The following is a 25,757-nucleotide window of genomic DNA, read 5'->3' on the forward strand; positions in this document are numbered from 1 at the left end:
TAAAGCAAATTAGTTTTTATGTACTGAAGAATGAGAAATATTTATATTTTTTTAAATATTTTTAAAAATAATTATTAATATAAATCAATTCAATAGAATATTTTTTAGGAAAATATTAAATTTTTTTGAAATTAGTTGGAACTTTTTGTGATTTAGTCTGTCTATATATTCAGATTACGTTAATTCATTTTTTTGCCCTCCACTCATTTTTGAGTGGATTTTTTTTGCCTACAATTTTTATTAGTGCTAACTAGTCCTGCTATAGAATCATATAATTTACATAAATAATCGATATATGAAAATATATTGAACAATTATTAACAGCAAGTTAATATCTAGCGATTTTCATTATTCTAATAAATAGTATTATTTTTATTATTATCAAGCCTTTTATCTATTCTCAATTTATTTGGCATATTTAGTCTGGTAACTAAATAATAATGTAATGGATGGTGCTTAAATACTAATAAGTGAGCAGAGAGAATTTTTATGTTATTTTCATCAAGGACAAAAGGCCACCTAATCGCACTGATGACAGTGTTTATTTGGGGAATCACTTATATTGCCACCAAAGTTTTACTGACAGATTTTAAACCGATTGAAATTCTCTTTTTCCGATTTACCTTAGGCTATGCCACGCTTTGGTTGTTAGCGCCTCGCTTTTTTGCTTGGCAAGGGATTAAACAAGAGTTGATGTTTCTTGGCGCTGGATTTTGTGGTGTCACTTGTTATTTTCTCTGTGAAAATATAGCTTTAACCTATACTACAGCATCAAATGTTGGTGTGATCACCACACTAGCTCCAGTCTTTACTGCTATATTGGCTATCTTCTTTCTTAAGGCCGAAAAACCAGCGAAAGTGTTTTATATTGGCTGTCTATTCGGCATGATAGGTATAGCCTTAATTAGCTTCAATGGGCAGTTTGTATTATCGGTTAATCCGCTTGGTGATTTATTGGCGGTGTTTGCTTGCCTATTTTGGGCGTGTTATTCAATTTTAACTAAAAAAAGTAGTAACTATGGTTACAATATTATTTTGTTGACGCGAAGATTCTTTTTTTACGGTCTAATGTTTATGTTACCTGCACTGTATTTGTTTGATTTTGAATGGAATTTTTCGAGATTTGAACAACCAATAAACTTAATAAATATCTTATTTTTAGGCGTCGGTGCTTCAGCTATCTGCTTTGCCTCTTGGAACTATGCGGTAAAATTAGTGGGTGCGGTCAAAATTAGCATCTATATCTATTTAGTGCCAATTTTGACAATTATTAATGCAGTATTAATTTTAGATGAACCTTTTACTTGGATTGCAGCAATAGGTACCTTATTTACACTTGGCGGCGTATTCTTATCAGAAGGGAAAATCAAATTTAAAAAGCATTAATATTTTATAATTTTTATTAATGCTTTGATTAAAAAATATTACCTAAACTGCCACATTTATTGCATACGTTTGTCGATAGCTTGCATAATAATTTGCCCTAAGTGCTGATAATTTTCATCAAAATGATGGCCACCCGGTAGTTGAAATGCTTCGCCTTTCATCTCCGGTTGTAGGCAACCGCTATCGTCTTTCTCTTCTGCACCATAGATACAAAATAATTTCTTTTCTGGAATCTGCGCAACCTCTGCTGCTGTTTTCATTTCATCGCCAGATTGTCCCAGCCAACCACTGACTTCTATTTCAAAATTAGCATCTTTAGAAAAAGCAACCATGATCAATGCTTGCACACTTTGTTGATCTACTTTGGATAAGCGATTATATAGTGCTGGTAAAATGTCACCACCAAAAGAATAACCCGCTAGTACAAATTTATTCACACCCCATTTATCACGGTATTCTTGCATTAAATAAGTCAGATCTTTAGCACTACGTTCAACCGAGCGATGTTGCCAAAAAAGTTTTAACGCATCGACACCAACCACCGAATAACCATGTGAAGCCATATATTCTGCTGAAACTTTATCTAAATCTCGCCAGCCACCATCACCAGAATAATAAAAGGTAACACTATTCGGATGTTGAGGATTACCTTTAGCTGGCAATTCAATCACCGGTAATGGTTCATGCTCACCAAATAAAATCGAAGATAAATGTAAACTTAACAGTTCAGTTGGTGACGCTTGATACTCACCAATTGACGTGGTTACTTTAATCTGTTTTTGTTGGCGAGGAAAAATAGCCACTTGTTCATCAGGTGGATTGTTCCAAATAACCTGCCATGTTCCATGGCTGGCCTGTGCAGGTAAAGGTGCGTCGCAATCTTTATGATCTAAAGTAAACTCAATGGATAAAGCTTTAGCATCATCATCTTGTTGTTTGCTTAACCAACGATAAGCAAAAGCCGCACCTTCTTGCATGCCGGCAACAACAAACTTATCTTCATTTAAGATTTTCTGTGCCTGTTCGAAACGTGTTTGCTGTTCGGCACAACTTCCTTGTGGCTGTAATTCAAATTGCACCAATTTAGCACCCATTGATTCAGATAAGGTTAATAATTGATTAGCAGTAAAGTGATTATCTTGTGTCGCAACAATTATTGCTGAAGCTTCTGCTGACTGTCTAGGGCTAGCAGATAAGATAGTAAAGTTTTTATTAATTGTAACAGTATTAACCGAAGCAGTTCGTTGGTTTTTATAATTGTACCAACCTATAACAATACAAAATGTAATGAATACTAAAATAATGAATAATAAAACATAAAGTATGATTTTTTTCATTTGATTAGTTCTTCTGGTTAGTTAATGTTGTTTTGCCACCTGAAATTAACATCGTGGTGTCAATTAAGGCGACCAAAGGATCAAGTCCTGCCGGAACCGCCATATAACGTGGTTGCCAATGGGTGGCAAATTTTTCTTTAAAACGGCGTAGGCCTTGGAAGTTATAAAATCGGCCACCTCGGCGAAAGACTAATGCACCTAAGCGTTGGATCATTGGTGCACCACGTCTTCTTTGCATGCCGGCAAGTGGTACCATTCCCAAACTAAAATACTGATAACCTTTTTCTTGATAATGTAAAATTAATCCAACCATTAAAAACTCCATGGTCGATTTTGGAATATCTTGTAAAACTCGCATTAGATCAATACTAGCACTATAGTTTTGCTTGGTTTCTAATAAATTCACAAAAGCAATAATGCGACCTTGGTACTCAACCGCGGCAATCGTGAAATTATCTAAATAGGACTGCGAAAAAGCCCCTAATGAGAATTTTTTCTCTTTGGTATGTTTGTTTTTTAACCATGCATCAGAAACTGCTTTCAATTCATCAATTGGTGCAGTACCCGGTGGATAAAATCTTAAACTAAGCCCATCTCGTTGCCCTCGGTTCCAAGTATATCGAAGATCTTTATATCCCTTAGAAGTTAAATCAAACTCTTTTAAATTAACTAAGGCTTCTTCGCCAAGTTTGACAATACGAAGACCGATATCCATATAGAATGGTAAATTGTCTGCTTTAACTTGGTAGAAAACTGGACGTAAATGGTGTTGATCACAAAGATCTCTAAATGCCCAGATTAAATCAGCCCGCGCAGCGCTATCATTACCAATAGGATCATATAGTGCAACCATGCTTCTTCCTCGCCTTGCATACATAATAAAAGCAGTATGTGATTGATTGAAGAGCAGTGACTTATCACCACTCATCGCTAATCCGCCTTCAGGTTGTTTTGAGTTAAGCATGATTTGATAGGCTTCACTTAATTCCTCTTCAGTCGGAATCGTTAAGATAGGTAATGCCGGTTTAAATGACCAAAATAACATTACGCCACTCAATAAGATAAAACTACCTAATGCTGCTCGTAATGCTCGGGGAACTCGGCTATCTAATTCAAATTGCCACCATAAATCATGGCTATAAGGAATATCTTGATAAATAAATAAGATTAGCCAAACAAATAAGGCAATTAAACCAAAACTGATAACAAAGGATTTTAGTGAAAAAGGCAAAATACTTAATCGGCTTTTACGATAAAAAGCATGCCTAAAATTGATTAATAGTATGGCTATTACTAATAATGTAGTTGCTTCGATCCAGTGTAAACCTCTTAACAACGAGCAGATACTACTTACTATCAATAATATAACCGATATTCCCCATGCAGAGTAAAGTCTGCGGCGTAATCCTACTGCCATTAGTAGGCATAAAACCCCGATTAAACTTGCGGTTAAATGAGCAAAATTGACAATTTTTTTCGGAAAAAAAGTGCTGACAAAATCATGATTAAAACCAGGAGTAACACTCGAAAACATCATGACTACTCCGGCAAAAAATACCGCGGCGGCCATAATCGTTGCTGCAATACCAGTATCGGTTTCTTTAACTTGTGGTGCGGTTAAAAAGTTTTTTCCTTCGTTAATTAGCAGTAAAATTCCGGCAGGAATCAATGGTAATATGATATAAATTAAACGGTAAATGACTAATGCAACCGTTAATGATGCGGTATTAATTTGTGATGAAAATGCCGCTAATATAACCGCTTCAAATATGCCAACTCCACCTGGGACATGACTAAGTACCCCAGCAACTAATGCCAAGATATAAATCATGATAAAGGTAATAAAGTTTGGTTGATTCGGGAGTAAAAAATAGAGAATAGCACCGACTAAAATGGCATCGATTAAGGTAATTAAAAATTGTCCACCGGCTAATTGCCAGTTAGGTAAACGGATCTGCCAATGGAAAATTTGATATAGCCAAGTATCTTTATTGGGTTTTTCTGCTAATCGGTGCGCATGTAAAAATAACAATACACCAGCATAAATGATCAATACTACACTAGCGATTAATTCGATAGTGATTGCCGAGATATGTAGCGCTAGCATGGTATTTTGTATATGTATTAATGCAGCAATTGTGGCGATTAAGGGTAATGTAAGGCCTAACGAAAGACTAACAAAAATCGACATGCGAGCAACATCTATGGTGGTTAACCCATATTTAAAATAGAGCCGACAACGAATTGCACCGCCGGATAGGGCGGATAACCCGACTGCATTACCAATGGCGGAGGCACAAATTGCACCAGTAGCTATTGTCGATGGTTTTAAATCAACGCCTGCATAACGTGCAGCCGACCACTCATAACCCATCAACATAATATAACTTGCTATCGCCGATAAACATGCTAGTAAAATTGCATGGTAAGGCAGTTTATGCAGAGCCGATTGTAAATCGCTAAGATTAATTGATTGTAATAAATGCCAACACACAACCAGTGCGATACAAAAAATAGTGAGGCCAAATAGTAGAGCGATAAATTGACGATATCGAGTGAAACATTCTATAAGTTGCCAAGGCAAAACTTTGCGTGCTGATATTTTCACTTAATCAACTCCAGTTATTTGCATTGATAATAAATTGTGATTAGAGCATTCTACCTTTCGCAATTAGTGAAAACAATCGAAAGAAATTAAAAAAAATATAAAAAAAACATTAAATGCAAGGAATTTTTTGATAAATAAGTCTAAACAATCATCAATAATGATATTAAATATGATTTTTAACTCATTTTAAATTGATTTTGGTGGTTTTATGCAAGAATAAATGTCTGACTTATAAAGTGTTAATTAAAACCATCAATAGCGGTTAGATTTTAACTGCGGTAATATACATAATATCTCGATAAAATATAATCTATCATTACCATTTTTAATTAAGCCTAATAAAATGACCAACCGAATAACTGCTCAACAACAACTAATTCTTAATTCGATTAAACTATTTGTTCAACAAAAGCTTTCGCATGATTTTTCCGGTCATGATATGGCGCATATTGAACGAGTTGTAAAATTAGCCGAAAAAATCCTTAATGATCAGCCACAAGCAGATGCATTTATTGTATTGATGAGCGCTTACTTACATGATGTCATTGATGAGAAAGTGGTTGAGAATGTTGATAACGCAATAATTGAATTGCGTGATTATCTGCAATTATTAAAGGTAACCACTAACGAGATTAATGCTATTTTTGCTATTATCGAAAATATGTCTTATCGGAAAAATCTTTCACAAAAAAACGAGTTATCGTTGGAAGGACAAATAGTTCAAGATGCTGACCGTCTTGATGCTATTGGCGCAATAGGTATTGGCCGTACTTTTTATTATGGTGGTAATAAGCATAATATTATGCACGATCCAAACATTCCACCGCGAACGAAACTTAATGAAGACAATTATAAACAGCCAAATACAGTAATAAATCACTTCTATGAAAAGTTATTTTTACTCAAAGAGATGATGAATACTGACACAGCTAAACAGATCGCCGAACAACGGCATAAAATTTTAGTTGAATTTGTTAATCAATTTGAGCAAGAGTGGCTGAGTAACGATTAAATTTTATCAAAACTAAATCCTGACGATTAATCAGGATTTAGCTAGCTGATTTTCAAACTCTTTGATGCATCGCTTCTATTTAAAAAGGAATTGGAGCACCAACTAAAGAGAGTACGATTGGTAATGTAATTAAACTCAATAAAGTACTGACTAAAGTAGCACTTGATACCAGTGCTGGGTTAGTATCAAATTGAACTGACATTAGTGTGGTATTGGCAGCACTTGGCATTGCCGCTAGAACAATAAGGATTTGTTTTGCCATTGGAGTAATAGGCATAAAATAGACCATTGCAAAAGCGACCAGCGGTGATATAACCATCCTCGTTACTAAAGCAAAAGAAAGTTTTGGATAATCAAGTTGTTTAATTTTGATTTTGGCCAATTGCATGCCCAAAATAATCATAATTATCACAATGGAAGAATCACCGATCATACTAATCGAAGTCATAATCGATTTTGATAATGGTATTTGACACAGTTGGAAAAGAATACCCGCAAAGGCTCCATAGGCAACCGGCATTCTAATTACTTTGTTAATAACATCTTTTTGACTGACAATATCACTATGTGTACTGCCTTTGGCTGCATAATAGATGCCAACAGTGCTCATAACAAATTGTTGTAACACCATCATTATGACACCTAGATCAAAACCGATCGTGCCAAAAAAAACCAGTAATACAGGTGTACCATAATTACCATTGTTCATAAAACACGAACTTAAAATCATTGCACAGCGTTGTTTGACCGAATACTTCATTATCATTGACCAGATGCTGACAATAACTACCAAGGAAAAACAGAGTCCAATAAGATAAGCAATATAGATTAAATAATCGCTGGTTAAGGTATGCGTATAAAATGTTTTAAATGCCAAAAAGGGCGATAACACATATAGCGACATTTTTGAAAGATTAGCAACATCAAAATTAAGAATCTTTTGACCAATAAATCCAACAATAAAAATACAAAAAATAGGAAACAAAATAAGGAAAAATTGCATAATTTTAACTTTAACTTTTTGGTTGATTAATTTATTGAATCAATAGTTTCAACTATCGATTCGGTTAGTTTTTGACAGGTGTTATCATCAAGGGCTTTATTGTGTTTATCGGTTAGAATAAACAGATCTTCAATATGTTCGCCAATTGTGGCTATTTTAGCACTGCTTAGCGATAAGTCTAATTTTGCAAACACTTCACCAACGCAAGCAAGTAAACCTGGTTTATCAAGCGCAATGAGTTCCATATAAGTTTGATTTTCGTTAAATGACGAAATAAAGTTGACTTGTGTTGGTACAGAAAATGAACGTAGTCGCTGTTTAGCGGGTTTTATTGTCACACCTTTGTAGACCGATTGATGTAGTACTTTATGCAGCGCTTGGATAATATCTTGGTGTCGATTTTCTGGCACAATTTGTCCATTAGGTTCAAGCACAATAAAGGTATCTAATGCAAATCCATTTTTATTGGTAATAATCAATGCATCATGAATACTCAAATTTAACATACTTAACGCATTACATGCTGCGGCAAATAAAAAAGGTCTATCAGATGAGTAAATGATGATTTCGCTGCCACCATGATATGGATTGGGATTAATCGAAACTAATGTTTGACTCAAATCATGATTTAATAATAGTTGAGCGTGCCAAACGATCTGTTCAGCACTATAGCGCAAAAAGTAATCGACGCGATAATCTTGCCAAAGGTTTTTTATCGTTTGCTCATCGTAATTCTGTGCCAGCAGCTCAGTTAGTGCTTGCTGTTTATGTTGACGAGCAATACTTCGTTGTTCTGGTATTTGATGAATGCCAGAATCAAATGATCGTTTAGCGGTTAAGTAGAGCTCACGCATTAAGCTCTGCTTCCAACTATTCCATAAGGTTTCATTGGTGGCACAAACATCGGCAACCGTTAAACAGAGTAAATATTGTAAACGTCGTTTGCTTTTTACTAATTGAATAAATTCGCGAATAACATCGGGATCTTGGAGATCTCGACTTTGCGCAGTTACCGACATCAATAAATGATAACGAACTAACCAAACAATCAAATCGGTATCTTTCGCATCGAGTTCATGTAATTGACAGAAAGATTCGACTAATTTAGCGCCTATTTCCGAATGATCACCATGTCGACCTTTGCCGATATCATGAAATAATCCGGTTATCACTAGTAGTTCAGGTTTAGATAGTTTGGCAAATACTGTTGAACTATTAGGATGTTTTTCTTTACCCACTTCGGTTTTTAAACGATCAAGTTCTAGCAATAAGCGGATAGTATGTTCGTCTACCGTATAAGCATGAAAAAGATCAAATTGCATCATGCCTGAGATTTGTTGCCAACCAGGGATATACACTGCCAAAATACCATATTGATGCATTGGTAAAATAGCTTTTTTAATTGCATCCGGATGTTTGATGATTTTCATAAACAATGTTCTTGCTTCTGGCGTTTCACTAAGTAAATAAGTGAGCTTTCGCCGCGCAGAACGAAGTTGCCTAATTGTATTTGAATATAATCCTGTAACTTGCGGGTTAAGCAAAATTGTATAAAACAGATTGAGGATCATAAGCGGGTTATCAGTAAACACGCTGCTATGTTTAACATCAATTAGGTTGCCTCTGATTTGAAAATGTTGATCAATATCATAGGTCTTTTGTGATGAATAACGTTTTAATAATGACTCATCAAATAGTTGTAAAAGCATTTGGTTGAGTTCGGTAATATTATGTGCAACACGATAATAATCATGCATCATATTTTCAACCGGTGTATTGCCTTCACCACTATAGCCCAACATTTTAGCGATACTTAGTTGACGATCGAATAATAAACGATTGTCATAGCGGTTGATCACGCAGTGAAGCGCAAAGCGCATGCGCCATAAAAATTTGCGGCAAGTCTTAAATTCGGCCACTTCTTCTGGCGTTAAATAGTCAAACTGGGCAATTTTTTTTAAAAACTCTCCGCCAAAATGTCGAATTGCAACCCATTGAATGATTTGCATATCACGTAAACCACCCGGACTATTTTTTAGATCTGGCTCTAAATTATAGGTAGTGCTGTGATATTGTTGGTGTCTTTCTTGTTGCTCCTGCATTTTGGCCTGATAAAAAGCAGGAGAAGGCCAGATTTTATCACTAAAAATTTCACTGCGGAGCTTATTAAGTAATGACTCACTTCCGGCAATTAATCTTGATTCAATTAAGTTTGTCATGATAGTGATATCATTTTTAGCTTCTTGCAAGCAGGTTTTTAATGTTCTAACGCTGTGGCCAATATCCAAATGCAGATCCCAAAGTAGACGGACTAAATCACCAATTTGTTTTTCCAGTTCTTTGGTTAGTGAGTTATCACTTAGTATCAAAATATCAATATCGGATAATGGATGAAGTTCGGTTCGACCATAACCACCAACTGCAATTAGTGCAATGCGATTTTGTTTAAACAGCGATGAAACTTGTTCAGGAATTTGATAATAATGCCATAATCGTTGAAGTAGCTGATCAATAAACTGACTGCGCAGATGAACTAAGTCATCAATATCGGCGTTATTTTTAAACTGAGTCACTGACCATTGTTGAAACGCATTTAGTTGCTGTTTTAGATAGGGGACAGTTATTTGATCATCACTAAAATCAAGCGGAGATATAGAATAAAACAAATGCGCATCAGTCATAGTCATCATATCAAATTAGCAAAATCGAATTGTTATATCGTCCACCGATTTTAAAGCAGTGTCAAGCTGGAATGACAACAGTTTTTATACAATAACATTAAGCAATAACGTTTTATTCAATCCATTAGTAATTTTAAAATTGATGAGTGAATATTTTTTGTAAAAATAATTGAGGAGTCTATACCATCAAATATGATTTATTGAGGGTAAATAAGAGTATTAAATCGGGTAAGTTTGATTTTTTATTCAATTAACTCACTGAGTGGTTTAGTTAGTAGATAAAGGTCGATTATTTGGCGTTTAAATAACATGTTCAGTTCTAGCGATAATATCATCTTGAGTAACAAGTGTTGTAATAATTTGGCTACCAAATGATACATTGACGACATGTTTGAAGCGAGTGTTTGCTATCAAAGTGGCTTAAAAATTATGGCAGATGAATTGACGTCAATAAGGCTTTAAATCTAGTTAAATTATGCTTTGATAGTTTAATGTAGAAGCAATAATTGCTATGCATAATGGATTAATAAAATTAAAGGAACCGATAAGGTTCCTTTAATAAAAAAAATTTGAGGAAAGGGGTTTTTGCGATTAATAATTACAAGGTAAAATCGCTTAAATCATCTTCACTAATTTCTGAATCGATTTGCCCAACTAAATATGAGCTCATTTCTGCTTCTTGTGGCGCAACCTGTACGTTATCAGAAACAAGCCAGTTATTGATCCATGGAATTGGATTCGATTTTACTTCAAATGGTAATTTGAGGCCGACTGCTTGCATACGAATATTGGTAATATACTCAACGTATTGGCAAAGAATATCTTTGTTTAAACCAATCATTGAACCACCTTCAAATAGATATTCAGCCCATTCTTTTTCTTGATTAGCGGCTTGTAAGAAGAGGTCATAACAATCTTGTTCACACTCTTTGGCGATTTCGGCCATTTCTGGATCATCTTCACCGCTTCGTAGTGTGTTGATCATAAATTGGGTGCCGGTGAGATGAAGGGCTTCATCACGGGCAATCAGTTTGATTATTTTAGCATTACCTTCCATTAACTCACGTTCAGCAAAGGCAAATGAGCAAGCAAAACTCACATAAAAACGAATCGCTTCAAGTGCATTAACGCTCATTAGGCATAAGTAAAGTCGTCTTTTTAACTCTCGTAGATCAATAGTGATAGTTCGATTATTGACAGTGTGTTTACCTTCACCTAACAAATTATAATAACTAGCATAACTAATTAATTCATCGTAGTAGCCTGCAATATCACCAGCCCGTTTTTGAATTTCTTTATTAGTCACAATATCGTCAAATACAACCGATGGATCATTAACGATATTACGAATAATGTGGGTGTATGAACGTGAATGAATCGTTTCTGAAAATGACCAAGTTTCTACCCATGTTTCGAGTTCGGGAATAGAAATTAATGGTAATAACGCCACATTTGGACTTCGACCTTGAATAGAATCGAGCAGAGTTTGATATTTTAAATTACTAATAAATATATGTTTTTCATGTTCGGGGAGCGCTGCATAGTCAATACGATCTTGCGATACGTCGACCTCTTCAGGACGCCAAAAGAAAGAAAGTTGTTTTTCAATTAACTTTTCAAACATTTCATATTTTTGTTGATCGTAACGAGCAACATTTACCGGTTGACCAAGAAACATTGGCTCTTTAAGTTGATCATTATGGACGTGTGAGAAGGTGCTGTAATTCATGCTCATAATCGAACTCCTAACAGAAATTTGCTAAGCTTTTTACTGGGCAGATAAGTAAAAAGTCGGAATAGTAGGGATAACTCAGTTGTTATCCGCTACTTTTATTTTTAGGGCTAAGCAGAACAATTAAATTTTGCATGCTCCGCCTTCACAACCATCATCACTTGATGAGACTTCAATATCACCTTGAATATCTTCGGCACCATCTCGTGTATTATGATAATAAAGGGTTTTTACACCATATTTATAAGCTGTTAATAAATCAGCTAATAGCTGTTTCATCGGTACTTTATCATTAGGGAATTTAGTTGGGTCATAATTAGTATTGGCTGAAATTGATTGATCAATAAACTTCTGCATAATACCGACTAAATGTAAATAACCTGTATTATTTGGTATTTGCCAAAGTAACTCATATAAATCTTTTAATTTTTTATATTCAGGTACCACTTGTTTTAAAATACCATCTTTTGACGCCTTAACACTGACATATCCGCGTGGTGGCTCAATACCATTAGTGGCATTTGATATTTGTGAGGAAGTTTCAGATGGCATCAATGCTGATAAAGTAGAATTACGTAAACCATAAGTTTTGACTGATTGACGTAAAGATTCCCAATCATAATGTAATGGTTCTTTAGTAAGTGTATCGATATCTTGTTTATAAGTATCAATAGGTAAGATACCTTGAGCATAGGTTGTTTCACTAAATAGTGGGCAGGCACCTTTTTCTTTAGCTAAATTATTTGATGCTTTTAATAAATAATATTGCATTGCTTCAAATGTGCGATGGGTTAAGTTATTGGCACTACCATCAGAATATTTAACTCCATGTTTAGCTAAATAATAGGCATAGTTAATTACACCAATACCTAATGTGCGGCGGTTTATTGATGACGTTTTAGCTGCCGGAATCGGATAGTCTTGATAATCAAGCAATGCGTCTAGGGCACGAACGGTTAAATCAGCTAGCTCTTCAAAATCGTCAAGAGATTCAATTTTACCTAAATTAAAAGCAGATAACGTACAAAGTGCAATTTCACCTTTATCATCATTAACATTATTAAGTGGTTTAGTTGGTAGGGCAATTTCCATACATAAATTGGATTGATGTACTGGCGCTAGTTGAGCATTAAATGGACTATGAGTATTACAATGATCAACATTTTGAATATAAATTCGGCCAGTTGATGCTCGTTCTTGCATTAATAATGAAAACAATTCAACTGCTTTAACTACGCGTTTGCGAATATTAACATCTTGTTCATATTGATGATAAAGAGCTTCAAATTTGTCTTGGTCGGCAAAGAAAGCATCGTAAAGACCCGGTACATCAGATGGACTGAATAAAGAGATGTTTTCATTTTTAATTAGACGTTGGTACATTAATTTATTGATTTGTACACCATAATCTAAATGTCGTACTCGGTTTTCTTCAACACCACGGTTATTACGTAGTACTAATAAACTTTCAACTTCTAAATGCCAGAGTGGATAAAATACTGTAGCTGCGCCACCACGAACACCACCTTGTGAACATGATTTAACTGCAGTTTGGAAATATTTATAAAATGGGATACAACCGGTATGGAAGGCTTCACCACCACGAATTGAGCTACCTAATGCTCGTATACGACCCGCATTCACGCCAATTCCAGCTCGTTGTGAGACATATTTTACAATCGCACCAGCTGTGGCATTGATAGAATCTAAACTGTCATCACATTCAATTAATACACACGAACTAAATTGGCGAGTAGGAGTACGGACACCAGCCATAATTGGTGTCGGCAATGAAATTTTAAAGGTCGAAACAGCATCATAGAAACGTTTAATATAATTTAAACGGCTCTCTTTTGGATAGTTAGCAAATAAACACGCTGCAACTAAGATATATAAGAATTGAGCACTTTCATAAATTTCGCCAGTTACGCGATTTTGAACTAAATATTTGCCTTCAAGTTGTTTGACTGCTGCATAGGAAAAATTCATATCACGCCAGTGGTCGATTATTTTATCCATTTGCTCAAATTCTTCTTGAGTATAATCTTCAAGAAGGTGTTTGTCATAGCGTTTGCTAGCAACAAGTTTTTTTACATGTTCATAAAGTGATGGTGGTGTAAATTGATTGTAGGCTTTTTTGCGTAAATGAAAAATAGCTAAACGGGCAGCTAAATATTGATAATCAGGCGCATCTTGAGAGATAAGATCAGCTGCTGCACGGATAATAGTTTCATGAATGTCCGAAGTACGGATACCATCATAAAATTGAATATGTGAACGTAATTCAACCTGAGAGACAGATACATTATCTAATCCTTCTGCTGCCCAAGTGATTACTTTGTGGATTTTATCAAGATCGATAGGTTCTTTTTTCCCATCACGTTTAGTTACTAGCATTGATTTGTTCATTATTCATTTATCATCCATTTTTATGTTTTAATGAAACGTATGATAATTGATATTTGTCAAAATATACAATATATAGTGCCTATTAATCATTTTATTACTATATGTAGTATGTATAATAAACATTGATCGGGAATTTATTAACGAAAATCAATAACTACGGATAATATTTTTTGAATTTGTTTTTGATAGTAAAAACGATAATGATAGGTAGTATAAAAGAAAAACAAAAATTGCCAATGATAAGCTCTACCTATGAATCGATAGAGCTCTAAATATAAAATGACAAATTTAATTAGTATCGACCGCTATACATAAGCCATTTTTATCTTGGCTCTCGCTTTTGCAGTGATATTTTCCATCATATGGATGTAAGTCACAATATTTGTTCATTGTCGTATCATAGACCCAAATTCTTTTTTGTTTATTATTTTCTTTTAATGCCGGAGCCCATGAGTCTGGGTATGATTCTTGTGTTGGATTACCCCATTCACTCATTAATGAACCTATTTCACGAGTAAATATTGCATCTTTTCCTGCATTAAAATTTGCGTTACTCAGTTCATCTGCATAAGCAATACGATAATTACCTGGTAACTGCTCACATGCTTCGGCAATTTGTAATGCCTTTCCTATTGAGCTAATGCCTGTTCCTATAGTAGCTAGATTCCATCCAGAATACCATTTTGTTATAGTAAATCCATAACGAATTTTGTATCCATTAGTTATATTGGTGCCTTCTAAAATGACTTCATAACCGGTATTGTTACCCATGACATAATTCCAAGCTATCAAGGTATTTTTTGCATTATCAGTACCAAATCTTAGCGTTACAAAGTCGTTGTTTGCACTGATTATTGGTTTACTAACAAGTTCTTTACCTTTTATCAATTGCCAATTATATTGGTCGGCCATGCCTTTTTGAGCAAGAGTTAGGTCAAATTGTGCACCATAAAAAGCAGTAGTTGGAAAATTGCTTAATTCTGTATTTGATTGAATTAAGAAACCATAATTTTTATTCCATTGTTTTTTTTGACCGCTTTGGGCTTTACTTGGTTGTAGCGAAGGGCGTGCATAACAAAATCCATTATCTTCCAATAAGGTATACATTTTCGCTGGACTATCAATAATGTCTTCGTTAGGGTATTGATTTGAATTAGGTAATCCATATTGGGTATATAATAATATGCCATTTGCTTCTAATTTAATTTTATAAGGCGCATACCACCCTTTTTCTGATAATGAGCAAAATGTATCGCTATCTTCTGGTTCAAATTCAATAAGTTGATGTTTAGCATTGGTATAATACCATTTCATGGTAATAGCACTACTGGTATCGATTGCAGACAGTTGATCGCCATCATCATCAACAAATTGGCTATTATCAGGAAGTTTTATAGGCGCAACTTTTATGCGTTCTTTAAATGGATAACTTGTTGAATATGGCATATTTTTAACTTCATCACCATAATAGTTTTTACCATCGGTATTTAGACCAAAAAGATCAAAGTCTTTCATATTATTTTCTAATTGTGCTGATAATAATGGTTTATTACCATTAATTGCTTGAACAGTTTTTGAATCGAGTGAACAATAGCTAGAAGGTGATACAAGTAATAAAGGTAGTATTGAAGATATTTTCTTTACAGACTTATTGATGATTTGATTCACTGTTAAATTCCTTTTTATTCATGCTTTATCATTTTAATTTAGTAATTTATAACTATTTGATAAAATTATATTTTTATTTATTTTTGTTTTTTTGTGGCGCCGATTATAAAGCAAACAATCGCTTTAGTCGATCTTAAAGAAGATTAATCATTATTTTATTTGTAATAATGTATTAATATTTTTTTAAGTTATTTGATAAATATCATTATTTTATACCTTTATCATTCAATCAATGTAATATGATATACATAAACCATTTTTATATTGCGATTCACTTTGGAAATGCTATTGATATTTATGGTAGTCAAAGCGATCAGCGATTTATATTTGTTGATGTAAGGACAGGAAAGTTAAATTAGCTATCTGAATTAGATATCCTTTAATGTTTCACTGTCCGTAAAAATTACTAGTTATTTTCAGCTACTGCTGTGCATAAGCCATTTTTTTAACCATTTTCAGCGGCACAGTGATAAACGGCTTGATAAGTATGCAAATCACAATATTTTTGTTTATCTGGATCATATAGCCAAATCCTTTTATATCTAACATCTTGTTTATCATTAGCAGCCCAAGAATTTGGGTATGCTTTTTGACTAGGGTCTCCCCATTCACTGAAAAGCGTGCCTATCTTTCGAGTATATTTAGCTTTAGTTGCCTGTAAGCTGGAATTAACCACTTCGTTAGTATAACTTATGCGATATTTTCCACCGCCAGCTAGGGCGTTACAGCTTTCATCCACTTTGGGCCCCGTTGTAATAGAAGCTCCGGGTTCACCAATTTTATTTTCATCCCAACCGGTAAACCATTTAACGAGGGTAAATGAATATTGAATAGTGGTATTTCTTTGAGAGTTTTTTCCTTCAACAATAACCGTATATCCATCACCAGATCCCATTATATATTGCCAAGCTTTTGCTGGATCTTTAGCATCTGGCATATCAAATGATACCGTAACAGCTTGAGTTTTGTCGTCTTTGTTAACTTGTACTAATTCACTACCTTGTTTAATTGACCATTCATAATCTTTAGCCAATTGTGCATTAGTCAAAATTAATTGAAATTTCGCACCATAAAAACCAGTAGAAGGAAAGTTTTTGCTAGGATCATTTGTCGATTGTGGTAAAAAGCCATTATCACGATCCCATTGTGATTCTGTTTTAGCACGGGATTCTTTTGGTTTTAGTTCTGGTTTGGCATAACAAATTCCAACATCATCCATGATGGTATAAGTTTTTGAAGGTGATGTTATTATTTCCTCATTAGGATAGAGATAATAGTCAGGTTCACCATATTTTGATACTAGTAATAAAGCATCAGTAGTCAATTTTACTTTAAATGGTGCAGTTATATTTTTTTTAGCTAAAGAACAAAATGTGTCATCATCTTTTGGAACAAACGAAACTAATTTATTTTTTGAATTGGTATAAAACCACTCCATTTGAATGTTGCCATTGTGTTCAAACCCAACTAACTCATCACCATCAACATCAACGTATTCATCTTCGTTTGGATATTTCATTGGTGCAATTGCGACTTTATCTTTAAATGGATAGTTACTGGTGAGTGGTAAATGATCAATCTCCTCTCCATAATAATTTTGATTATAAACTTTTAAACCAAATAAGTTTAAATCATCCATATTCATTTCTAATGGTAGTGATAAATGAGGTGGTGATCCTGTTATTATTTTAACCGTTATTTGTGAGAGGCTGGCTTCAGTTGACTGGATTGATTGGAATAATAATACTAAATAAAACCATAGTGCTAAATATCTACTGCTCGTTAGGTAACTCACGGTATATTTCCTATATTTCATTTTTCTTTAATTATTTCTTAGAAAGGTTTTTTTTCGTATAAGATTTCGCGTGTGATTATATTTTATTTGATAGTTTATAACTAATAAATAATTGTAAATGATTGTTAATTTATTAAGTTGATATTTATTCCTATAATTAAATTTTTGTAAAATATAGGTTTTTTGTTTTTGATTTATATCAACTCTTTTTAAGAGAAGTGTGTTTTTTATGTGGATAAGAACGCTTGGATTATCGAAAACTTATAGTTTGCCGAGTAATAAATGAAATGTAATTTCAATTGATAAAAAATATTAAAATTACATTACTAATTTTATTTCGATTTATAGCGTTGAATACTACTCGCTTTATTTTGATCTTCTAGCCAAGCTAATTTTTCTGCGTAATTTTTTTCAGCCCCTCGTTGGTTTGGGTAGTAGTATTTAGTTGCCGCCATTTCTGGAGGAAAATAGTTCTCACCAGCAGCAAAGGCATTAGGTTCATCATGGGCATAACGATATTGAGCTCCATAACCTAAATTCTTCATTAATTGGGTAGGTGCATTGCGTAGATGTTCTGGTACATCATAATCTGGCTGAGATGTAGCATCTTTCATTGCTTGATTAAATGCAAGATAAACAGCATTACTTTTCGGTGCACAAGCAAGATAAACGATTGCTTGGGCGATAGCTCGTTCGCCTTCAGCTGGCCCCACTCGGGTAAAACAGTCCCAAGCAGCTAGTGCTACTTGCATTGCTCTTGGATCGGCATTTCCAACATCTTCTGAAGCTATTGCTAATAATCGACGGGCAACATAAAGTGGATCACCACCAGCCGAAATGATTCTGGCATACCAATAAAGTGCGGCATCAGGTGCAGAGCCTCTAATTGATTTATGCACAGCTGAGATCAGATCATAAAAACGATCGCCTTGATTATCAAATCTTGCACTACGCTCGCCAATGACTTCTTTTAGTAATTCTGGTGTAAGGGCTTGACCATCAGACATATCAACCAATAATTCAAGTGTATTTAATGCCCTCCTGGCATCACCACCAACAAACTCGGCAATCTGTTGTTTAGTTTGTTCAGGTAATGTGATATTTAAGTTACCATAACCCCGATCAGTATCATTCATAGCTTGTTGTAAAATTTGCTCAATATCATTATTGGTCAGTGATTTTAGTAAATATACTCTCGCGCGAGACAAAAGTGCTGAATTTAATTCGAATGATGGGTTTTCAGTTGTTGCGCCGATAAAGGTTACCGTACCATTTTCGACATAAGGTAAAAATGCATCTTGCTGACTTTTATTAAAACGATGGACTTCATCAACAAACAAGATGGTTCTAACACCAGATTGCTGGTTTATTTTTGCCCTTTCTATTGCCTCTCGAATATCTTTTATGCCAGAAGTAACCGCTGAAATACGTTCAACTTTAGCGTTGGCATGATGGGCAATAATTTCTGCTAAGGTGGTTTTTCCTGTACCAGGTGGTCCCCACAGGATCATTGAATGTAGATGACCCGCTTCAATAGCTTTAGGTAGAGGTTTATCTTTACCCAGTAGCTGGCTTTGACCAATATATTCCGATAAATTGCGTGGACGCATCCTTGCAGCTAAAGGTTTAAATTCATCTGAACCAAATTCAAAAGAGAGACTAGGCATGGTGCACTATATACCTGTAATTACAAAATATGGTTATTATATACCGCTTCACTAATAATAGTGAAAAAGAAAAGAAAATATCTTCCACAGCTAACAGAAAAACGGTAATATTTTGAACTAAATTAGTTATTAAAATAAATGATTATTGAATATATTTTATTACACAAAATACATAAGGATTGGTAATGAAGAAGTTTTTAATGTTAATTGGGTTACTTACAAGTCTTTCTGCATGGGCAGGCGATAAAGAGGTGTTACAAGAACGATTAGCTAAAATTGATGGATTTTATGCCCGTTTTTCACAAGATGTGAAAACTGCTGATAAGCAACCAGTTCAACAAGGTAAAGGTGATTTATGGGTGACAAGACCTTATTATTTTAATTGGACAATGACTGAACCTGATGAAACTTCGATTATTTCTGATGGAACTAATATGTGGGTCTACACTCCAGCCGTTGAGCAAGTGAGTGTAATGAGTTTGAAAAAAGCGGTAGATAATCGTTTAATGTTGCTAATTACTGATAGTCATAATCCAATTTGGAATGCCTATAATGTTACACGTAAACAAGATTCTTTTACCTTAAAACCGACTGATGGCTCTAATCAAGATTTTGTTATTTCGGTTTTACCAACCGGCATGATTTCTAATTTCACGATTATTGAAGAAGATGGTCAGCGTAGCTTTTATGATTTATCTCGCCAAACTTTAGGCAAAGTTACGATGGATAAGTTCAAGTTTACACCACCTGCTGGGGTAACAATTGACGATCAACGCTAATAATTTTAGTAATATCTAATTTTTCCTGATTCACGAAATTAAAACATTTTGCCTACTAATGCAAAGTGTTTTAATTTGCTTATTAGTTGTTTTTAAGCTGTGCTGCTAAATTGGCTATTTACTAACTCTCTCAATGCTCCGTTTCATTAATACTAATAACTGGATTATCAGAAAAGAGATAGTGGTCGCGTTTGGTTTCGAAATCTTCGCTAGCTGCATCAAATAACATTTTTTTGGTATTTTCTAAATGTTGCCACATGGCTAATTTAGCCGCTTTAGGATCTCGATTAATTAGTGCTTCTAAAATTTTATCATGTTCATCCCACCAACTTTCAATATCTTGTTGTTGTACATGTTCATGAAGTTTTTTCCATAAAGGATTTAATGTCCGTTGCTGCCATGCTTCTTGAACAATTGTGATCAAAGCTGTATTGCGGGTAATCATTGCAATTTGAGTATGAAATTTTAAATCCCAATCAGAATCTCGATAATGATCTTCTTTTTTGGCGTTATGCTGAATTTCTAAAAGTTTAACAATATCATCTTTAGTAATTTGAGTGGCGGCAAATTCGGCGATATTACTTTCAATAAGTTGCCGAGCTTGTAGTAACTCAAAGGGGCCTGTAGTCGAAAAATTTAAACCTTGTGAGGCGGTAATAATATTATTTTGCAAACTATTAGCAATTACATGGATGCCAGACCCTTTACGTGCATCAACATAACCTTCAACTTCAAGCATGATAATGGCTTCTCTGACTACTGCTCGGCTAACTTTTAACTCTTCACAAATTAATCTTTCGGAAGGTAATTTACTGCCAACGGGATAAATACCATTAATAATTCGATTCTTAAGTTCAGTTGCGATTACTTGATAAAGTCGTTGATATTCGTTCTGTTCTTGGGTCATGGTGAAGTTGGCATAATTCCTTTAAGTTTTCTCAGACTTTTAAAATAACATCTAATTGCGCTAAGTTAAATAATATTACTGCAATTTTTTCAAATAAACATACTTGTCAGCTAACTTTCAATAAAAAAATATCCATTTATATATTATGGGTATGGGTTAATTATGTGATGCATGTCAACTTTTTAAGTTGTCTTATATGTTAATATAAGACAAAATATTGACATCTAAACTTACTAGTTAATCACTGCTTTTTGGAGAATAAAATGAGTTTTTTAACTGAAAACTTTTTACTAGATACTGAATTTTCTCGTCAACTTTATCATGATTATGCTGCTGAGCAGCCAATTTTTGATTATCACTGCCATTTACCACCAGAACAAATTGCCAACGATTATCAATTTAAAAATTTGTATGACATATGGCTAAAAGGTGATCATTATAAATGGCGCGCAATGCGTACCAATGGTGTTGCTGAAAAATTTTGTACTGGTACTGATGTGAGTGATTTAGACAAATTCAAGGCTTGGGCGGAAACTGTTCCTCATACCATTGGTAATCCTTTATATCATTGGACTCATTTAGAACTGCGTCGTCCTTTTGGAATTGATAATGTTTTATTATCACTAACTACAGCAGAGCAAATTTGGAATAGTTGTAATGAAATGCTTGCCACTCCAGAGTTTTCAGCTCGTAGCATTATGAAAAAAATGAATGTTAAAATGGCTGGTACCACCGATGATCCTATTGATGATTTAGCTCATCATAAAACTATTGCCGAAGATAGCTCATTTGAGGTTAAAGTTTTACCAAGCTGGCGTCCAGATAAAGCATTTAATATTGATTCTGAATTTTTTGCCCAATATATGGAAAAACTTTCTGCGGTAGCTGACGTGGAAATTTCTAACTTCCAAGCGCTTTGCCAGGCATTATCCAAACGTATGGACCATTTTGCTGCTCATGGCTGTAAGATTTCCGACCATGCATTAGATACCGTTGTTTATGAAGAAGCCTCTGAAAAAGAGTTGGATACCATTTTAACTAAACGTTTATCTGGTGAGGTTTTAACTGCTAAAGAAGTTGCTCAATTTAAAACGGCAGTACTTATCTTTTTAGGTGTTGAATACCACAAACGTCAATGGGTTCAACAATATCATATTGGCGCATTGCGTAATAATAATTCCAGAATGTTTAATTTAATGGGGCCAGATGTTGGATTCGATTCTATTAATGATTCACCGATAGCCCAGCCTCTTTCTCGATTATTAGATGCCCAAGCTAAACAAGATGCGCTACCTAAAACAATTTTATACTGTTTAAATCCTTCTGATAATGAAATTCTAGGCACAATGATTGGTAACTTCCAAGGTGCAGGTATTCAAGGAAAAATGCAATTTGGTTCAGGTTGGTGGTTTAATGATCAAAAAGACGGCATGATTCGTCAAATGACACAGCTTGCCCAACTTGGCTTATTAAGTCGTTTTGTTGGTATGTTAACTGATAGCCGTAGCTTCTTATCTTATACTCGTCATGAATATTTTAGACGTATTTTATGTCGCATGATTGGACGTTGGGTTGAAGATGGTGAAGCTCCTCGTGATATCCAATTATTAGGACAAATGGTTAAAAATATTAGTTTTGATAATGCTAAAAACTATTTTGGTATTGAATTGAGTTAAGAGTATTAAGTCGTTGTAATTAGAGTAATTAAATAAGAGTTAGAGTAATGAAAACATTAAATAGAAATGATTTTCCGGGAGCAAAATATACGACACGTGTTGTTCAGTTTGGCGAAGGTAATTTTTTACGGGCATTTTTAGATTGGCAATTAGATATTCTTAACGAGAAAACCGAACTTGATGCGGGTGTTGTGGTGGTTCGACCGTTAAATACCGATTTTCCGCCATCATTAAGTATTCAAGATGGTTTGTATACCACACTGGTTCGTGGTTTAAATGAACAGAATCAAGCCGTGAAGGAGTTTAGGTTGATTCGTTCAGTGAATAATGAAATCAATGTGTATACTCAATATGATGAATATCTTGAGTTAGCTAAAGATCCGAATATTCAGTTTATATTTTCAAATACTACCGAAGCAGGCATTAGTTATGTTGAAAGTGACCAATTAACCGATAAACCTGCAACTAGCTATCCAGCTAAATTAACCGCATTTTTATATGAAAGATTTGTTCATTTTGCCGGTAGTAAAGAAAGTGGTTTGATTATTATCCCTTGTGAATTAATTGATTATAACGGCGATGTACTTAAAAAATTGGTACTGAAATATGCCAACCAATGGAACTTGTCAGACAAATTCATAAACTGGCTTGAAAATGATAATTTATTCTGTTCGACTTTAGTTGATAGAATCGTACCAGGTTATCCGAAAGCGCAAATTGCTGAACTTGAAGCTGAATTGGGCTATAAAGATAATTTTATTGATTCAGCGGAATATTTTTATCTATTTGTTATTCAAGGACCACAATGGTTAGCTGAAAAACTATGCCTTGATAAATGCGATATGAATATCAAAATTGTTGATGATATTAAACCATATAAAGAGCGTAAAGTGGCGATTTTAAATGGAGCACATACCGCGCTGGTGCCAGTTGCTTATTTAGCGGGTATTGATACTGTTGGCGAATCAATGAATGATGCACAGATCTTATCTTATATTAAAGAGACTATTTTTGAGGAAATTATTACTGTTTTAGATTTACCTCATCAAGAGTTGGTTGATTTTGCTGACTCAGTGATTAATCGTTTTAAAAATCCATTTATTGAACATCAACTGATGTCAATTGCCTTAAACAGTATGACGAAGTTTAAAACCCGTATTCTTCCTCAATTGATCAATTATCAGCAAGAGAAAGGGACATTACCTAAACACTTAGTCTTCTCTTTTGCGGCATTAATTGCATTTTATCGTGGTGTGCGTAATGGGCAAAACTATCCATTACAAGATGATGCAATTTGGTTACAACGCTTTAATAGTAGTTGGACAGCGATTGCTGAGGGTAAAAGCTCATTAGAAGATTTAGTTCAAGTTGTATTAGGTGATACAGCTCATTGGCAGCACGATCTACTAAGTATCCCGCAATTAGCGCAAACATTAACTCAATATTTAACGATCATAATTGAAGGTGGTATGCGTCAAGCAATCGAAAAATGTATTGCTGGCAGCAAATAGTATGAGTGATTCAATGATTAAATTTATAAAAATTAATAATAAAGATAATGTTGGGGTAGCATTATCTGATTTAGAAGCACATGAAGAAAATATTGTCGTAGATGGTTTGGTCATTGACCTAAAAGAACCAGTTAAACAAGGGCATAAATTTGCCCTTAACGATATTAAGCAAAATGAAAATATTATTAAATATGGCTTACCAATCGGTCACGCTACTCGCTTTATTAAGGCTGGTGAGCATATTCATTCACATAATTTGAAAACTAATTTAAGTGACATTAATGATTATCAATATCAACCTACTTTATCAAAAAATGAATTGTTGCATGAGATAGCTGATAAAGAAGTACAGATCTATCGACGTAACAATGGTGAAGTAGGTATCCGTAATGAACTTTGGATTATTCCAACTGTCACTTGTATTAATGGTATCGCCGAACAAATGGTTAAACAATTTTGTGATGAGTTAAATAATCAATTAGATATCGACGGTATTACGGTACTTGAACATCCTTATGGCTGCTCTCAATTAGGACAAGATCATCAAAATACTAAAACTATATTACAAAATTTAGTTAAACATCCTAATGCTGGCGCTGTATTGGTAATAGGACTTGGTTGTGAAAATAATCAGGTTTCAGAATTTAAGGCTGATTTAGGAGAGTACGACGAATCTCGAGTTAGATTTTTAATTGCTCAGCAAGAAACCGATGAAGTGGAAGCAGCATTGGTTCACTTAAGAGAGCTTTATGCGATTATGAAACAAGATAAACGCCAATTAGGGCGTTTAAGTGAATTGAAATTTGGTTTGGAGTGCGGTGGTTCAGATGGTTTTTCTGGCATTACAGCCAATCCAATGCTCGGCCTTTTTTCTGACTATGTTGTTGCTCATGGTGGTACAAGTGTACTTACTGAAGTGCCAGAAATGTTTGGTGCTGAAAATATTTTAATGTCACATTGTGTTGATGAGTCTACTTTCGATAAAACCGTCGATATGATAAATGACTTCAAACAGTATTTTATTTCAAATAATCAACCTATCTATGAAAATCCTTCTCCTGGTAACAAGGCTGGTGGGATTACAACCTTAGAAGAAAAGTCTCTGGGATGTACCCAAAAAGCGGGCGGCAGTGAAGTTATTGATGTCCTTAAATATGGTCAAATGTTAACTAAACATGGCTTGAATTTACTAAGTGCACCAGGTAATGACGCTGTAGCTACTGGGGCTTTATCGGCTGCTGGATGTCATATGGTACTCTTCACCACAGGCAGAGGAACGCCTTATGGCGGTATTGTGCCAACGGTCAAAATTGCAACCAATACTCAATTGGCAGATAAGAAAACCAATTGGATCGATTTTAATGCCGGTAAGCTTATACAAGGTGTGTCCATGCAATCTTTGTTGCTAGAGTTTATTGAGCATATTGCTCTGATCGCTAGTGGCGAAAAAACTCGAAATGAAATCAATAATTTCAGGAATTTAGCCATCTTAAAAAGCGGCGTAACTCTCTAGGCATAAATTCAATAGTTAATACCTATGACATTAAGTCCTGCGGGACTTAATGCGGGGACCTTTTTTTAAATAA

At 34.5% G+C, this 25,757-nt stretch carries 16 protein-coding genes; 6 read left to right on the forward strand and 10 right to left on the reverse strand.

Annotated elements, in window-relative coordinates; translation table 11 throughout:
- Positions 1-489 precede the first annotated feature (489 nt).
- Positions 490-1,386 (forward strand): DMT family transporter, encoded by an 897-nt coding sequence (locus H3T56_RS05080; protein ID WP_198192183.1) that lies wholly within the window; start codon positions 490-492, stop codon positions 1,384-1,386.
- Positions 1,387-1,442: 56 nt separating this feature from the next.
- Here H3T56_RS05080 and H3T56_RS05085 read toward each other — a convergent pair whose 3' ends face one another.
- Both H3T56_RS05085 and mprF read right to left on the reverse strand, forming a co-directional pair.
- Positions 1,443-2,723 (reverse strand): virulence factor family protein, encoded by a 1,281-nt coding sequence (locus tag H3T56_RS05085; protein WP_198192184.1) that lies wholly within the window; start codon positions 2,721-2,723, stop codon positions 1,443-1,445.
- Positions 2,724-2,727: 4 nt separating this feature from the next.
- On the reverse strand, positions 2,728-5,331 hold the full coding sequence (mprF, locus tag H3T56_RS05090) for a bifunctional lysylphosphatidylglycerol flippase/synthetase MprF (protein ID WP_198192185.1): 2,604 nt from the start codon (positions 5,329-5,331) through the stop codon (positions 2,728-2,730).
- 343 nt (positions 5,332-5,674) lie between these two features.
- On the opposite strand from mprF, the gene H3T56_RS05095 reads away from it, so the two are divergent.
- Positions 5,675-6,343 carry an HD domain-containing protein gene (locus tag H3T56_RS05095; protein WP_198192186.1) on the forward strand — a complete coding sequence of 223 codons (669 nt, stop codon included), beginning with the start codon at positions 5,675-5,677 and terminating at the stop codon, positions 6,341-6,343.
- A 79-nt stretch (positions 6,344-6,422) separates the two neighbouring features.
- Here the strand turns inward: H3T56_RS05095 and H3T56_RS05100 are convergent, their stop codons facing one another.
- The 7 genes from H3T56_RS05100 to H3T56_RS05130 all read right to left on the reverse strand — a co-directional run bounded on the left by H3T56_RS05100 (position 6,423) and on the right by H3T56_RS05130 (position 19,298).
- Positions 6,423-7,346: an AEC family transporter gene (locus H3T56_RS05100; protein WP_065577615.1), complete on the reverse strand. Its 924-nt coding sequence runs from the start codon at positions 7,344-7,346 to the stop codon at positions 6,423-6,425.
- Positions 7,347-7,372: 26 nt separating this feature from the next.
- A complete protein-coding gene (gene glnD / locus H3T56_RS05105; RefSeq protein WP_198192187.1) occupies positions 7,373-10,036 on the reverse strand; it encodes a bifunctional uridylyltransferase/uridylyl-removing protein GlnD in 2,664 nt (887 codons plus the stop codon).
- A gap of 589 nt (positions 10,037-10,625) precedes the next feature.
- Positions 10,626-11,756, reverse strand: a complete 1,131-nt coding sequence (gene nrdB, locus H3T56_RS05110) for a class Ia ribonucleoside-diphosphate reductase subunit beta (protein ID WP_065577674.1) — start codon at positions 11,754-11,756, stop codon at positions 10,626-10,628.
- 126 nt (positions 11,757-11,882) lie between these two features.
- On the reverse strand, positions 11,883-14,168 hold the full coding sequence (gene nrdA, locus H3T56_RS05115; protein ID WP_198192188.1) for a class 1a ribonucleoside-diphosphate reductase subunit alpha: 2,286 nt from the start codon (positions 14,166-14,168) through the stop codon (positions 11,883-11,885).
- Between the two features lie 288 nt (positions 14,169-14,456).
- Entirely contained in the window at positions 14,457-15,836 is a 1,380-nt protein-coding gene (locus H3T56_RS05120; RefSeq protein WP_086356745.1) for a hypothetical protein, read from the reverse strand.
- 445 nt (positions 15,837-16,281) lie between these two features.
- Entirely contained in the window at positions 16,282-17,631 is a 1,350-nt protein-coding gene (locus H3T56_RS05125; RefSeq protein ID WP_198192189.1) for a hypothetical protein, read from the reverse strand.
- Between the two features lie 332 nt (positions 17,632-17,963).
- On the reverse strand, positions 17,964-19,298 hold the full coding sequence (locus H3T56_RS05130) for a replication-associated recombination protein A (RefSeq protein WP_065577599.1): 1,335 nt from the start codon (positions 19,296-19,298) through the stop codon (positions 17,964-17,966).
- A 185-nt stretch (positions 19,299-19,483) separates the two neighbouring features.
- Here H3T56_RS05130 and lolA point away from each other — a divergent pair, with 185 nt between their 5' ends.
- Positions 19,484-20,077, forward strand: a complete 594-nt coding sequence (gene lolA / locus H3T56_RS05135; protein WP_065577598.1) for an outer membrane lipoprotein chaperone LolA — start codon at positions 19,484-19,486, stop codon at positions 20,075-20,077.
- Between the two features lie 130 nt (positions 20,078-20,207).
- Here lolA and exuR read toward each other — a convergent pair whose 3' ends face one another.
- The gene (gene exuR / locus H3T56_RS05140; RefSeq protein ID WP_065577597.1) at positions 20,208-20,984 is read right to left on the reverse strand and encodes a transcriptional regulator ExuR; all 777 of its coding nucleotides are present in this window, start codon (positions 20,982-20,984) and stop codon (positions 20,208-20,210) included.
- Positions 20,985-21,247: 263 nt separating this feature from the next.
- Between exuR and uxaC the strand changes: the two genes are divergently transcribed.
- From uxaC to H3T56_RS05155, 3 genes are read left to right on the forward strand one after another with little or no spacing between them, the layout of a single operon-like run.
- Positions 21,248-22,660 (forward strand): glucuronate isomerase, encoded by a 1,413-nt coding sequence (gene uxaC / locus H3T56_RS05145; RefSeq protein ID WP_198192190.1) that lies wholly within the window; start codon positions 21,248-21,250, stop codon positions 22,658-22,660.
- Between the two features lie 47 nt (positions 22,661-22,707).
- A complete protein-coding gene (locus H3T56_RS05150) occupies positions 22,708-24,171 on the forward strand; it encodes a tagaturonate reductase (protein ID WP_198192191.1) in 1,464 nt (487 codons plus the stop codon).
- 13 nt (positions 24,172-24,184) lie between these two features.
- Entirely contained in the window at positions 24,185-25,684 is a 1,500-nt protein-coding gene (locus H3T56_RS05155; RefSeq protein ID WP_065577673.1) for a UxaA family hydrolase, read from the forward strand.
- Positions 25,685-25,757 lie beyond the last annotated feature (73 nt).

Origin of the sequence: Gilliamella sp. W8123 (assembly GCF_016101085.1) — a bacterium.
In the GTDB taxonomy this organism is placed as follows: Bacteria; Pseudomonadota; Gammaproteobacteria; order Enterobacterales; family Orbaceae; genus Gilliamella; species Gilliamella apis.

Bases quoted from the DNA above. Each gene is read 5' to 3' on its own strand.
- H3T56_RS05130 (WP_065577599.1), bottom strand. From the start codon at position 19,298: ATGCCTAGTCTCTCTTTTGAATTTGGTTCAGATGAATTTAAACCTTTA.
- H3T56_RS05095 (WP_198192186.1), top strand. From the start codon at position 5,675: ATGACCAACCGAATAACTGCTCAACAACAACTAATTCTTAATTCGATT.
- H3T56_RS05100 (WP_065577615.1), bottom strand. From the start codon at position 7,346: ATGCAATTTTTCCTTATTTTGTTTCCTATTTTTTGTATTTTTATTGTT.
- H3T56_RS05155 (WP_065577673.1), top strand. From the start codon at position 24,185: ATGATTAAATTTATAAAAATTAATAATAAAGATAATGTTGGGGTAGCA.
- nrdA (WP_198192188.1), bottom strand. From the start codon at position 14,168: ATGAACAAATCAATGCTAGTAACTAAACGTGATGGGAAAAAAGAACCT.
- nrdB (WP_065577674.1), bottom strand. From the start codon at position 11,756: ATGAATTACAGCACCTTCTCACACGTCCATAATGATCAACTTAAAGAG.
- H3T56_RS05085 (WP_198192184.1), bottom strand. From the start codon at position 2,723: ATGAAAAAAATCATACTTTATGTTTTATTATTCATTATTTTAGTATTC.
- uxaC (WP_198192190.1), top strand. From the start codon at position 21,248: ATGAGTTTTTTAACTGAAAACTTTTTACTAGATACTGAATTTTCTCGT.
- glnD (WP_198192187.1), bottom strand. From the start codon at position 10,036: ATGATGACTATGACTGATGCGCATTTGTTTTATTCTATATCTCCGCTT.
- H3T56_RS05080 (WP_198192183.1), top strand. From the start codon at position 490: ATGTTATTTTCATCAAGGACAAAAGGCCACCTAATCGCACTGATGACA.
- H3T56_RS05150 (WP_198192191.1), top strand. From the start codon at position 22,708: ATGAAAACATTAAATAGAAATGATTTTCCGGGAGCAAAATATACGACA.
- exuR (WP_065577597.1), bottom strand. From the start codon at position 20,984: ATGACCCAAGAACAGAACGAATATCAACGACTTTATCAAGTAATCGCA.
- lolA (WP_065577598.1), top strand. From the start codon at position 19,484: ATGAAGAAGTTTTTAATGTTAATTGGGTTACTTACAAGTCTTTCTGCA.